The organism is Thermodesulfovibrio sp. Kuro-1, assembly GCF_006538445.1.
GTDB lineage: Bacteria > Nitrospirota > Thermodesulfovibrionia > Thermodesulfovibrionales > Thermodesulfovibrionaceae > Thermodesulfovibrio > Thermodesulfovibrio yellowstonii.
Genome location: NZ_BJKS01000004.1, coordinates 1 through 12,500 on the forward strand (window position 1 = coordinate 1; position 12,500 = coordinate 12,500).

A 12,500-nucleotide genomic window follows, 5' to 3' on the forward strand; every position below is an offset into this window, starting at 1 on the left:
ATTAAAATCAATTACTGCTGAACCACGGTCTTTGTTATGCACATCCCCTTGAGCTTTGTTTAACCATTGGTAAACTCCCGTTGCTGCCCCTGAAATAGATAGCTTGTCCGTGATGTCTACTGCATAAGAGTTAAAAGGAACAAATAAAATACAAAAAACTGCAAAAACATACCTTAAACTTCTCATGCCAATCCTCCCTTTTGTTTTAGATTTTTAATGGAATCAAGACATTTTCTGAGGGTGCAAAGTCCACAACTGTGATACATAAAAAAAGGTATTCCTTTTGCCCGGGCAAAACTTATAATTTCATGTTTAATGGAGTGCGATACCTTATCAGTAAATATGACTATTGCATCAACCTTGCCAATCTTCCTGCCTATCTCTTTTGTCGGTTTTGTGAACACTTTGAGATTAATACCTCTCTGGTTTGCTTCATTTAAATAGTGTCTTTCAAGTCTGTCCATTCCTCCAAGTAATAGAATGCTCATCTTAAACTCCTTGTTTTATTATTTTAATAAAGTTTTAATAGTCTAATTTTAAATAAAAAATAAAACTTTGTCAATATTTTTTTATTAAATTTTAAAAATATAAATAAGTTATATTGGATTAAATTAATGAGATTTTTTATAGATTTTCTATGGATTTTTTATGTGTATGACGATAAAAGATAAGAAAATATTGAATTTAGAGAGCTTAAATATTTGTTAAATCTTTTCTTATTTTTTCGGATTTCTCAAGAACTTTATCATACATTTCTTTTCTTTTCAGTTTAACTCTTTCTCTTATTTCTGGATATTTCAAAGATAAAATCTCACATGCAAGATATGCTGCGTTTTCAGCACCATTTATTCCCACTGTTGCCACAGGTATTCCCGGAGGCATTTGTACAGTTGAAAGCAATGCATCAAACCCGTTTAATGCACCACTTGCAACAGGAACGCCAATAACAGGAATAACTGTATGAGCTGCAATGAACCCTGCAAGATGTGCAGCCATGCCAGCAGCTGCTATGATTACCTCAATGCCTTTTTCTTCAGCTTCTTCAGCATACTTTTTAGCTCTGTCTGGTGTTCTATGGGCAGAACATATATCAATTTCAAATGAGATATCCATCTCTTTAAAAACCTTTACAGCTTTTTTCATTATATCGTAATCACTGTCACTACCCATTAAAATCAATACTTTTGCCATTAGTATCTCCTTGCCATAGCCTCAAGACGAGCAATTCTTTCATCAATCGGTGGATGGGTGCTGAAAAGCTTCATCAATGTTTTTCCAGAAAGAGGATTCACAATAAACATATGTGCAGTGCCTGGATTTGCATCCATAGGTATTGCCTGAGATGCATAATGAAGTTTACGTAAAGCATTTGATAAATAAAGTGGATTTCCTGCAATCCTTGCACCGTCCTCGTCTGCGGCGTATTCTCTTGACCTGCTTATTGCAAGCTGTATTATCATAGCAATTAATGGAGCTATTATCATCATTAATAGCGCAACGATTGGATGCCCTCCACCTTCCTCGTCATCATGTCTTCCGCCAAAAATATTTGCCCACATTGCCATCTGTGCAAGATATGAAATAGCTCCTGCAATAGTAGCAGCAATTGTGCTTATTAGTATATCTCTATGCTTAATATGGGCAAGCTCATGACCAATAACTCCTTCAAGTTCTTCACGAGAGAGTATTCTCATAATGCCTGTTGTAACTGCAACAACTCCATGCTTTGGTGAACGTCCTGTTGCAAAAGCATTTGGCTGTTCAGAATCTATTATGTAAACTTTTGGCATAGGAAGTTCTGCCTTTTGTGCAAGTCTTCTTACAATGTTGTAAAGTTCAGGGGCTTCAGCTTCTGAAACTTCTTTTGCACCATACATAGCAAGCACTATTTTATGACTGAAGAAATAAGCAAAAAAGTTCATTCCAAGAGCCATAATTAAAGCAAAAGTAGCCCCCTGTTTGCCTCCAATCAGTGAACCCACAAAGATAAAGAATACTGTAAGAAAAACCATTAAAACAAGAGTTTTCAATGTATGCATATATACACCCCCTTAAAAGCTTATTTGTTAAATTCCTTCTTTTTAAAAATTAACATAAAAAACAAAGAGAAGTCAAAGATTTAAGGTATTTGCCAACTGTATTTGACTTTTATGATTTGGATGTTCTAATATTTTGTTTATGGAACCTACAGTAATTGACCTTATAAAGCAAACTGGCTTTATTGCAAAATCTGTTTTACTGATACTTCTTTTCTTTTCTATATTTTCTTGGGCTATTATATTCTATAAATGGAAAATGTTCAAAAACATGAAAAAAGAAAATCAAAAATTCTTTGATGCTTTTATTAATTCTAATGGAACAAAGGAACTTTTTTCTTTAGCTAAAAGATTTGAATTAAGTCCTATAGCATCTCTTTATAGAGCAGTCTTTGCTGAAACGCAAGGTAGGAATCCCGTTAATCTTGACGCTATAGTAAAAAAATATTCCTCTGATGAAGCAAATAAAATTGAAAGTTATCTCGGCTTTCTTGCAACAACTGGTTCAACAACTCCTTTTATAGGACTTTTTGGGACTGTGTGGGGAATCATGGATGCCTTCAGAAGTATAGGGATCAAAGGCTCTGCCTCTATTGCAACTGTTGCGCCAGGCATCGCAGAGGCACTAATTACCACCGCTGCTGGTCTTTTTGCAGCGATACCGGCAGTAATTGCCTATAATTACTTTACATCACAGGCAAACAAAATAATAAATGAAGTTCAAGACTTTTCTGAAACTCTTTTAAAATACCCATGGCAGGATTAACACCACGCAGAAGGTCATCAATAGCAGACATTAATGTTACTCCTTTAGTTGATGTAATGCTTGTATTGCTCATTATCTTTATGATTACAGCTCCTCTTTTAAAACAAGGTATCGATGTTAATCTTCCAAAAGCAAAAGGAAAAAGCTTGGAAGAAACTGAAAAAATCAATATTGTTATCAACAAAGAAGGGAAGATATTTTTAAATGATAAAATAATCCATAAGGATGACCTGCCTGGATTGCTTTCCACATACAAGGAAACTAATGCTGCTGTACTTTTAAGAGCTGATAAAGATGTTCCATATGGGATTGTAGCTGAAGTTATGGGAGAAATTAAAGCTTCAGGTATAGAAAAAATAGGAATGGTAACAGAACCAAAAGAAACTCGATGACAAATAAGATTTATTCCTCTCTTTTTTTATCAATTTTTTTTCATGGCTTATTTATTTTATTATTAATATTCGGCATAAGAAACTCAGTTAAGGATTTTAAAAATCTAACCTACGTAACTTTAATTGAAGAAACAAACAATACATTGCAGACAGTTTCCTCAACAGATGAAAAAAACTCCTTAGAAAACATTGCACAGATAAAACAAAAAACATTTTCAGAGAACTCTACTGAAAAAACACGGAAAATAACAAAAGAAGATGAACAACTCCTTAAAGAAAGACTTGATGCCCTTAAAGCTAAAAAGAAAATTCTTGATAAAATTCAATCAGGTTCTATTGAATTAAAGGGTCAACAAAATATTAAAGGTGAAGGCATTTCATCAAGTTATTTAACAGTAATTTCAAGCTTAATAAGGCATCACTGGAACATTCCTGATACTATTCCTAAAAATCTTGAAGCAGTGATTTCAGTCAGAATTCTTCTAAATGGACAAATTGTTATTGAAGGTTTTGAAAAAAGTTCAGGAAATACATTATTTGATTCTTCCGTAATCAAAGCTCTTAAAAACTCTTCACCGCTTCCTCCTCCTAAGGGTGAAGTAGTGGTTGGATTGAGGTTTAAACCATGAAATTAAGATTGATAGCAACTCTATTTCTTATTATTTCAATTGTTTTTATTGGTCCAGTATTTGCAGAAAAAATTTATCTTGACATAACACAGCCTGGCATAAAAAAACTTACTTTAGCAATGGAAGGATTTGAAAAAGTTCCTGTTTTATTTAATACAGTGAAGGAAAATCTTGAATTTATCGAGTATTTCAGAATTTACGGACCTTTCCCGTATAAAGGGGAAGGATTTGATCCTTCTTTATGGAAATCTTCTGATGTTGAAATTGTTGTCAGGGCAGAAACTTTAAATAAAATTTCAATTCAAGTGTTTACGGTTACCGCCTCCTCACCAATCTTCGCAAAAGAATATCCTCTGAATGACAATGAATATACAGGAAATCTCATTTCTTCTGATATATACAAGCTATTGACAGGCAAAAAAGCACCTTTTTTTAATCGTTTTATCTTTATAAAAAAATTTTCTAAATCAATGGGAATATTTATAAGTAATTGGAATGGAAAAACTATTCATGATACAGGAATTAGAAGGGATATAATTTCAAAAGTTGTCCTGAGAGGAAATAAAATTTTTTATTCATCCCTTGAAGGAAGGTTTTGGCATATAGAAATTTATGACCTTTCAACAAGATTAAACAAAGAAATAATAAAAAGCAAGGCATTACTTCAACTTGGAGATGTAATTGGAGATTCTAAGTTTATCTATCTTGAAAATGATGGAGAAATATCACAAATAAAGATAACTGATCTTTCAGGGAAAAGCAGAACCGTTGCTTCTTCCCGTTGGATTGAGTCTTCTCCGCGATGGCACGCATCCCAGATATTTTTTGTTTCAAACAGAGCAGGCTCTCCCCAGATTTATCAAGCCGTTGAGGGAGCAGGAGCAAGAAGAATAACTTTTCAAGGAAGATATAATACTGAGCCTTCAATAAGCCCTGATGGAAGCAAGCTTGCCTTTTCCTCTCTCGTAGGAGGTTTCCAAATTTATATTCTTGATTTACTATCAGGAACACAAAATCAAATAACAAAAGAAGGGAATAATGAACAACCTTCTTTTTGTCCTGATGGCAATTTTTTAACAATCATGTCAGATAGAAGAGGCAAAAAAGAAATATATCTTATAAGTCAAGACGGATTAATTCAAAAGCCATTGACTATAGGATATCTTCCATACTGCTCAAAATGAGAATAGAAAAGATTAAATCAGGAATAGACAGATTTAAAAATATACTTCCTAAAAGATTTTATGGACTCAGGGCGGGTCTGCTAATCCACCCTGCTTCTGTAAATAAAAAACTTGTTCATACAAAGAATATTTTGCTTGAAAGCAAAAAAGTAAGAATAACAGCCTTATTCGGACCACAACATGGAATATTCGGTAATACTCAGGACAACATGATTGAGTGGGAAGGATTTGTTGATAAAAACACAAAAATACCTGTTTATAGTCTTTATGGAAAAACAAGGAAACCTACTGCTGAAATGCTTAAAGATATTGAAATTTTCATAATAGACCTTCAAGATGTAGGAGCTCGATACTATACTTTTATCTGGACAATGGCTTTATGCATAGAAGCTTGTGAGGAAGCTGAAAAACCCTTAGTAGTTCTTGACAGAGTAAATCCAATTGGGGGGCATCTCACTGAAGGACCTGTGCTCAAGCCAGATTTTTCATCCTTTGTTGGACTTCATCATCTGCCAGTGAGGCACGGAATGACAATTGGCGAGATTGCTTTGTATTTTAAGGACAATTTCTATCCAAAGCTTGACCTCACTGTTATACCCCTTAAAGGTTGGAAACGCAATCAATGGTTTGATCAAACAGGACTTCCGTGGGTAATGCCCTCACCAAATATGCCAACTTTGGATACAGCAACAGTTTATCCCGGAATGTGCCTTTTTGAAGGAACAATAATCAGTGAGGGAAGAGGAACAACAAGACCCTTTGAAATATTCGGTGCATCTTTTATTGAGCCTGAAAAACTTGTAAAAAGGCTTAAAGATTTTAAGCTAAAAGGTGTAATCTTTAGACCCCTTTACTTTACTCCTACTTTCAATAAATTTTCAGGTGAACTCTGTGGAGGTGCGCAAATACATGTTATTGATAGAGAAAAGTTTAAACCTTTTAAAACCGCTGTTGCGATTTTGCTTGCCATACATGAACTTTATCCAGAAGTGAATTTATGGAGACAACCTCCCTATGAGTATGAATTTGAAAAGCTTCCCTTTGACATACTTTCTGGCTCTGATAGATTAAGAAAAAATATTGAAAAAGGAACGCCATTGAAAGATATAGAAGACTGGTGGAACGAGGAAGTATTAGCCTTTGAAAAAGTTAGGAATAGATATTTGCTTTATGAATAACTTTAGATTTGAGGATGAGCTGGATTGATAGAGTTTAGATATCTTTTGGTAACATTTCTTAACGAGCGGAGCGTAAAACAGTCGCAACTATTTGAGCCTGAAAGGCGAGTTTTGCGACTGTAGCTGAGCGAGTTTAGAAATGTCAAAAGATATCTCAGGAGCGAAAGACAGCGAATTCTTAACTCAAAGCATAAAGGGCTTCATTCTTGCTGCTGGATTTTCAAAAAGACTAAGACCAATCACAGAGTATATTCCAAAACCACTTCTCCCCATTGCAGGTGAGGTTTTACTTGATTATGTTTACAATTTTTTGAAGTCTTCAGGTATAGAACGCATAGGGATAAATCTTCACTATAAAGCGAAAGAGATTGAACAATACATAAAAGACATAAAAGAACGAGGCTTTTCTCTTACAGTTTTTCATGAAAAAGAAATTTTAAACACAGGTGGAGCACTTTATAATGCAAGGAATTTTCTCAAAGACAGCCCTTTCCTCGTTCACAATGGTGATATTTACTGGGATGGAAATCTAAAAGAGGCAATAAAGTGGCATATAGATTCAGGGAATAGTATTACTCTCTTAGTGCATAACTGTCCACCAGACAACAAACTAATTGTTGATGAAGAAGACAATTTAATTGGAATTAACTCTTCAGCCTTCAGCCTTCAGTCTCTTTTTGCCTTCACAGGAGTGGCTATATACAATCCTGAAGTTTTAGAACTTCTGCCAGAGGGTCATTCATCAGTCATTGATTTATGGTTAAAAGCTAAGGCTCAGGGATTGAAAGTAAAAGTCTTTCCAGCAAAATATAGCTTCTGGTATGACATAGGCACTCCGAAAGGGTTTGCCCGTGCAGTCTTTGATAAATTAAAGAGAAATTTTACATCCCTCTATGTTCATCCTACTTCAACTGGATGTGAACTTATAGAACCTCAGGGAAACATAGTAATTGAAAGAAATGTAAGAATCAAAAAATCTTTTATAGGTAAAAACATTATCATTCTGCCTGAGACAGATTTTTCACCTGAAACTACCCTGATTTCAAACTGCATAGTAGGTAAAGATTTTATGCTTTCCATCTCTAACTGGCAGGGTAAAAAAGAGATACTCACTCATGGAGGCTCTACGAGAAATTATTTTAGAGAAAATGATAATGTCTTTTGCCAATGGAATGAGATAAATCAAGAGTTTGATAAAACCGTTACCATTGGAAAGTTCCTAAAACAAAAAGGCTTTCCTGTTGCTGAAATAATTAATGTAAGTAAAGAACAAAAATTAATTATCTTTGAAGACTTAGGAGACCTAACCCTTTACAGCTGGTTACAATGCAAAAGAAATAGCGAAGAAATACTCAATGTATACAAAAAAATAATTGAACACATTGTGCATCTTCACTGGAAAATCTCCTCTGAAGCAAAGGAATTAGAAGGAACTTTACCAGAGTTTGACTATGCCTATTTTATATGGGAAAGTGAGTATTTTTTGAAAGAATGCGTGGAGGGAGTTTTTAAACTCAATTTATCAACCATTGGAGACACATATCTGGCTGACTTACAGCAAGAACTACATCTCATCGCAGAAAAACTCTCAAAAGCAAAAAAAGTAATCCTTCACAGAGACTTGCAAAGCCAAAACATTATGCTTAAGTCACTCAATTCCTGTCATTCCGAGGCACAAAGTGCCGAGAAATCTTCTCTCAATTATGAAGTCTACTTTGTTGACTATCAATCAGCCCGATGTGGACCAGCAGCATATGACATAGCCTCTTTGCTTTGGGACCCTTATGTAGAGTTAAATGATAAGATAAGGCAGGAACTTGTAAATTACTACATTGAGAGAGCTTTTAATTCTTTAGCCAACCTTCCGCCTTTAGCCTTTCTTGAGGAACTCTCCCTGTGCAGAATCCAAAGACACATGCAAGCACTTGGTGCTTACGGCTTTTTATCCCTAAAGAGAGGCAAAAGAAACTTCCTCAAATTCATTCCTCAAGCAATAAAATTACTTATGGAAGATATAGAAGAAAGCCCTATAGAATTACCAAATTTAAGAAATCTTATTCGTAAGCTCAAGAACTTTGCTCACTATCGCTTTTGCTGAAATTTCTTCATAATCAAGAAGTTCTTCGGGTGTACCACTTTTTGGGGTTTTCCTACAAGCAAGGCTATAAACTCTGTCAGAGCCTATCTCAGCTTTTACAGCCTCTCCGATTCCACCTGCTGGATAGTGGTCTTCAACTGTTATTATCGCCTTTGTTTCAGAAAGTGCTTTTTTCAGAGTCTTAGTATCCAATGGTTTTACACTGTAAAGGTCAATTACTCTAATGTAAATCCCTTTGTTTTTTAATTCTTCATAAGCCTTCAATGCCTCATGTAGTGTGATTCCTGCTCCTACAACTGTAAATAAATCTTTATCTGATGCTTTCAAAACTTTTGACCCTCCGATAGGAAATTCTTCATCATAACTGTAAATCACAGGTGTGGCAGAGCGTGTAGTTCTAATGTAAACAATTCCATTGTGTTTAGCAGCCTCTCTTACAAGCTTTTCTGTTGATACTGCATCACTTGGATAAAGCACCACACTATTTAAAATGCTTCGCATCATTGCTATGTCCTCAAGCCCCATCTGGCTTGGTCCGTCCTGGCCAATTGAGACACCAGCGTGAGAGCCAACAAACTTAATATTTGCCTCACTGTATTGAGCCATTCTAATATGGTCAAAGGCACGGGCAAGAAAAGCTGCAAAGGTTGAGACAAAGGGAATTTTTCCTCTCAACGCAAGCCCTACAGCCATACCTACCATGTTCTGCTCTGCCACAAAGCATTCAAAAAATCTTTCAGGATAATATTTTTTAAATATCTCTGCATATGTTGAGTTACTTACCTCTGCATCTAAAACAACTATATCTGGAAACTCAGGAAATATCTTAACCAGAGCCTCACCATAGGCACGTCTCGTTGCAACCATTTCACCGAAACTGTATCTTTTGCTGAATTCCTTTATTTCTATGGGTTTAGGATTAGGATTCAACTCCTCAGGCTTTTTTATTAAAGCTGTAACTTTCTTTACTTCACCGAGTTCTTTTATAGCTTCTTTAAACTCCGCCTCAGTCAGTGCCACTCCGTGTCTGCCTTCTTTATCTTCAAGAAAAGAGACTCCTTTACCCTTTATTGTTTTAGCTATAATCATTGTAGGAGCATCGCTTTTTAATGCTTCCTCATAGGCTTTAAAAATCTCATTAAACTCATGTCCATCAATGCATATTGTTTTCCATCCAAATGCAGAAATTCTCTTTGCATAGGCATCAAGGTCATGTCCATACATTGTCTCACCGCGCTGACCAAGCCTGTTTACATCAATTATTCCAATGAGATTGTCAAGCTGATAGTACGCGGCAAGCTGAATTGCCTCCCATACAGAGCCTTCAGCCATTTCACTATCACCAAGCAAAACAAATACTCTATAAGGAAGTCTATCAATGTATTTTCCATTTATTGCCATTCCAACTCCGATTGAAAGTCCCTGTCCAAGTGAGCCTGTTGCAGCCTCTGAATATGGAAATGCTCTTACAGGATGCCCCTCAAGGGGAGAGCCGAATTTTCTCAGGGTAAGAAGCTCTTCCTCTGTGAGTTTACCAGCCACTGTCCAGAGAGAATAAAGAAGTGGCGCAGCATGTCCCTTTGAAAATATTAGTCTATCATTGTTTGGAGCATCAGGATTGTCTGCATCAAAATGAAAAAAGCCTCCGAAAAGGAGGCTTGCCATGAGTTCTACTGATGAAAGGCAGGTTGTGGGATGTCCTGAACCTGCCTGAGTTGTTGATTTGAGAATATAATACCTTAAAAGCTTTGCTATTTCTGTTAGATAACTCACTTTTTGTTTTCTACAATATCACTTGTTAACATCTTAAGAAGTCTCATTCTACTTGGATGTTTAAGTTTTCTCAAAGCTTTTGTCTCAATTTGCCGCACTCTTTCTCTTGTAATAGATAAATATCTTCCAACTTCTTCAAGTGTATGATCTCTATCTTCACCAATTCCGAATCTCATTTTTATTACTTTTTCTTCTTTTGGGGTTAGAGTTTTCAAAATTCGCTGAATATGCTCACTAAGCTCTGTTCTTTCAGCTTCTGAAACAGGAGAAGGGGATGTTTTATCTCCAATAAAATCTTCTAACTCTGTATCTTCGTCTCCTATAGGCGTTTGAAGTCCTATAGGATCCTGTATAGCTCTGAAAACTTCTTCTACTTTTCTTACAGGAACTCCGAGTTTTTCAGCAATTTCCTCATTATTTGGTTCTCTACCAAGTTGTTGAGTAAGTTCACGGGAAGCTTTAGTAACTCTATTATAGAACTCCATCATATGAACAGGCACCCTTATTGTCTTAGTTTGGTCAATTAAAGCTCTCGTAATAGCCTGTCTAATCCACCAAGTTGCATAAGTAGAAAACTTAAATCCTTTTTCATACTTAAATTTATCAACAGCTTTCATAAGTCCTATATTGCCTTCCTCTATCAAATCAAGAAGAGGAAGTCCCCTTCCAACATAGTTTTTTGCAATATTCACAACAAGTCTTAAATTTCTCGTAATTAATTCATTTTTTGTATCTTCAACAAGGCATTTAGCTTTATATATCTTTTGCCAAATATTTTTTAATTCATCTATCTTAAGTCCTGATTCATTTTCAATTTTTTTAATCTCTGCATGAATTTCTTTATAAAGATTTTCTAATTGTTTTGTATTTTCACCTACTCTCTTTTTCTCATTTATTTGTTTACGCAACTCTTTTAAAGAACCATACTCTTTGATTTTTTGTTCTATCTTTTCAATATCATTTATTAAATTTTCTAAACGAATAATTGTTCTGCTTAATGCTTCTTCAGCTTTATCTTCTTCAGTTAAAGTTTCAGAATCTTCCTCCTTATTTATTTCTTCTAAAATTTTTTGATAAAGAGATAGTCCCATCACCGTCTCTTTAATTATACTTTTTCCTTCCTGAAGTTTTTTAGCAAGTTCTACTTCCTCTTCTTTGGTAAGTATTGGAATATCTCCCATTGAATTAAAATATGCTTGAACTAAATCCTCTACATGTTCTTCCTCTTCAATTTCTTCCTCTTCTTCTAAAAATACTTCTTCTTCGTCTTCATCAACTACTCTCACTCCCATATCACTTAAAACATCTATTAGGTCCTCAATCTCCTCAGGAGAATAGTATTCTGACGGCAGGGCTTCATTAATTTCATCATATGTGAGTTTTCCCCTTTTTTTGCCAAGATTTACAATTTCTTCAAAAATATCTCTTTCCTTCATATTAATCCTCTATAAAATATTTTATATTTCAATCTTACTAATTTTTTAAAAAAATTCAACCCCTTTTTAATAATTTAAATAAAAAAATAAATAAAAAAGAGAAAGGGAATTAACCCTTCCTCTTTCTATAAAATATTTTTTGACAAGAAGAAATAAAAGAGTAAGTCAAGACTCACGGCCTATTAGTACTGGTAGGCTAAACACCTCACGATGCTTACACCTCCAGCCTATCAACCTGGTAGTCTACCAGGAGCCTTTAGGTCCTGAGTTTCCTCAGGACGGGAGACCTAATCTTGGGATGGGCTTCCCGCTTAGATGCCTTCAGCGGTTATCCCTTGCGGACATAGCTACCCAGCATTGCCGCTGGTGCGACAACTGGAACACCAGATGTCCGCCCACCCCGGTCCTCTCGTACTAGGGGCAGCCTCCCTCAAGTCTCCTGCGCCCACAGCAGATAGGGACCGAACTGTCTCACGACGTTCTGAACCCAACTCACGTACCGCTTTAATGGGCGAACAGCCCAACCCTTGGGACCTACTTCAGCCCCAGGATGCGATGAGTCGACATCGAGGTGCCAAACCGGTCCGTCGATATGAACTCTTGGGACCGATCAGCCTGTTATCCCCGGCGTACCTTTTATCCGTTGAGCGATGGCCCTTCCACACAGAGCCACCGGATCACTAAGCCCGGGTTTCCCCCCTGCTCGGCTTGTCAGCCTCACAGTCAAGCCTCCTTACGCCTTTGCACTCAACGGCTGGTTTCCGTCCAGCCTGAGGAGACCTTTGGACGCCTCCGTTACTCTTTAGGAGGCGACCGCCCCAGTCAAACTACCCGCCAGGCAGTGTCCCGGAACCGGATAACGGCTCACGGTTAGAGCCCCAACAACACAAGGGTGGTATTTCACCGACGGCTCCACAGGAACTGGCGTTCCTGCTTCATAGCCTCCCACCTATCCTACACATGTATTGCCAGAACTCACTGCCAAGCTGTAGTAAAGGTGCACGGGGT

11 protein-coding genes, 1 rRNA gene and 1 pseudogene (1 of these 13 running past the window's edge) are annotated in these 12,500 nt (G+C 36.4%); 6 read left to right on the top strand and 7 right to left on the bottom strand.

From position 1 onward, the window contains the following. From FLY87_RS05880 to htpX, 4 genes and pseudogenes are all read right to left on the bottom strand, one after another. A pseudogene (locus FLY87_RS05880) lies at positions 1–186 on the bottom strand (porin); the annotation flags it as partial. Continuing rightward, a complete protein-coding gene (locus tag FLY87_RS05885; RefSeq protein ID WP_012546147.1) occupies positions 183–488 on the bottom strand; it encodes a DUF2325 domain-containing protein in 306 nt (101 codons plus the stop codon). The pseudogene FLY87_RS05880 and the gene FLY87_RS05885, both read right to left, overlap by 4 nt. Before the next feature lie 205 nt (positions 489–693). Then, the gene (gene purE, locus FLY87_RS05890) at positions 694–1,191 is read right to left on the bottom strand and encodes a 5-(carboxyamino)imidazole ribonucleotide mutase (protein WP_012544997.1); all 498 of its coding nucleotides are present in this window, start codon (positions 1,189–1,191) and stop codon (positions 694–696) included. Next, positions 1,191–2,039, bottom strand: coding sequence for a zinc metalloprotease HtpX (gene htpX, locus FLY87_RS05895; protein ID WP_141266581.1), 849 nt, complete (start codon positions 2,037–2,039; stop codon positions 1,191–1,193). The genes purE and htpX overlap by 1 nt, the downstream gene beginning before the upstream one ends. A 139-nt stretch (positions 2,040–2,178) precedes the next feature. Here htpX and tolQ point away from each other — a divergent pair, with 139 nt between their 5' ends. The 6 genes from tolQ to FLY87_RS05925 all read left to right on the top strand — a co-directional run bounded on the left by tolQ (position 2,179) and on the right by FLY87_RS05925 (position 8,283). Beyond that, entirely contained in the window at positions 2,179–2,802 is a 624-nt protein-coding gene (gene tolQ / locus FLY87_RS05900; RefSeq protein WP_028842577.1) for a protein TolQ, read from the top strand. Then, the gene (gene tolR / locus FLY87_RS05905; protein WP_012546534.1) at positions 2,790–3,194 is read left to right on the top strand and encodes a protein TolR; all 405 of its coding nucleotides are present in this window, start codon (positions 2,790–2,792) and stop codon (positions 3,192–3,194) included. The genes tolQ and tolR overlap by 13 nt, the downstream gene beginning before the upstream one ends. After that, the gene (locus FLY87_RS05910) at positions 3,191–3,823 is read left to right on the top strand and encodes an energy transducer TonB (RefSeq protein WP_012545642.1); all 633 of its coding nucleotides are present in this window, start codon (positions 3,191–3,193) and stop codon (positions 3,821–3,823) included. The genes tolR and FLY87_RS05910 overlap by 4 nt, the downstream gene beginning before the upstream one ends. Beyond that, positions 3,820–5,007, top strand: coding sequence for a PD40 domain-containing protein (locus FLY87_RS05915; protein ID WP_141266583.1), 1,188 nt, complete (start codon positions 3,820–3,822; stop codon positions 5,005–5,007). Before FLY87_RS05910 ends, FLY87_RS05915 begins: the two co-directional genes overlap by 4 nt. Continuing rightward, a complete protein-coding gene (locus FLY87_RS05920) occupies positions 5,004–6,185 on the top strand; it encodes an exo-beta-N-acetylmuramidase NamZ domain-containing protein (RefSeq protein WP_141266585.1) in 1,182 nt (393 codons plus the stop codon). Before FLY87_RS05915 ends, FLY87_RS05920 begins: the two co-directional genes overlap by 4 nt. Positions 6,186–6,324: 139 nt before the next feature. Then, positions 6,325–8,283 (top strand): sugar phosphate nucleotidyltransferase, encoded by a 1,959-nt coding sequence (locus FLY87_RS05925; RefSeq protein WP_141266587.1) that lies wholly within the window; start codon positions 6,325–6,327, stop codon positions 8,281–8,283. On the opposite strand, the gene FLY87_RS05930 is transcribed toward FLY87_RS05925, so the two are convergent. From FLY87_RS05930 to FLY87_RS05940, 3 genes are all read right to left on the bottom strand, one after another. Beyond that, positions 8,230–10,056, bottom strand: coding sequence for a transketolase (locus FLY87_RS05930; protein WP_012546388.1), 1,827 nt, complete (start codon positions 10,054–10,056; stop codon positions 8,230–8,232). The genes FLY87_RS05925 and FLY87_RS05930 overlap by 54 nt on opposite strands. Continuing rightward, positions 10,053–11,492, bottom strand: coding sequence for a sigma-70 family RNA polymerase sigma factor (locus tag FLY87_RS05935; RefSeq protein ID WP_012545267.1), 1,440 nt, complete (start codon positions 11,490–11,492; stop codon positions 10,053–10,055). The genes FLY87_RS05930 and FLY87_RS05935 overlap by 4 nt, the downstream gene beginning before the upstream one ends. Positions 11,493–11,653: 161 nt before the next feature. Next, positions 11,654–12,500: ribosomal RNA gene (locus tag FLY87_RS05940) — 23S ribosomal RNA — on the bottom strand (it continues 2,110 nt past the right edge of the window).

Coding starts and splice junctions, on each gene's coding strand:
- FLY87_RS05915 (WP_141266583.1), top strand. CDS start 3,820: ATGAAATTAAGATTGATAGCAACTCTATTTCTTATTATTTCAATTGTT.
- FLY87_RS05925 (WP_141266587.1), top strand. CDS start 6,325: ATGTCAAAAGATATCTCAGGAGCGAAAGACAGCGAATTCTTAACTCAA.
- FLY87_RS05885 (WP_012546147.1), bottom strand. CDS start 488: ATGAGCATTCTATTACTTGGAGGAATGGACAGACTTGAAAGACACTAT.
- FLY87_RS05910 (WP_012545642.1), top strand. CDS start 3,191: ATGACAAATAAGATTTATTCCTCTCTTTTTTTATCAATTTTTTTTCAT.
- FLY87_RS05920 (WP_141266585.1), top strand. CDS start 5,004: ATGAGAATAGAAAAGATTAAATCAGGAATAGACAGATTTAAAAATATA.
- tolQ (WP_028842577.1), top strand. CDS start 2,179: ATGGAACCTACAGTAATTGACCTTATAAAGCAAACTGGCTTTATTGCA.
- tolR (WP_012546534.1), top strand. CDS start 2,790: ATGGCAGGATTAACACCACGCAGAAGGTCATCAATAGCAGACATTAAT.
- FLY87_RS05935 (WP_012545267.1), bottom strand. CDS start 11,492: ATGAAGGAAAGAGATATTTTTGAAGAAATTGTAAATCTTGGCAAAAAA.
- purE (WP_012544997.1), bottom strand. CDS start 1,191: ATGGCAAAAGTATTGATTTTAATGGGTAGTGACAGTGATTACGATATA.
- htpX (WP_141266581.1), bottom strand. CDS start 2,039: ATGCATACATTGAAAACTCTTGTTTTAATGGTTTTTCTTACAGTATTC.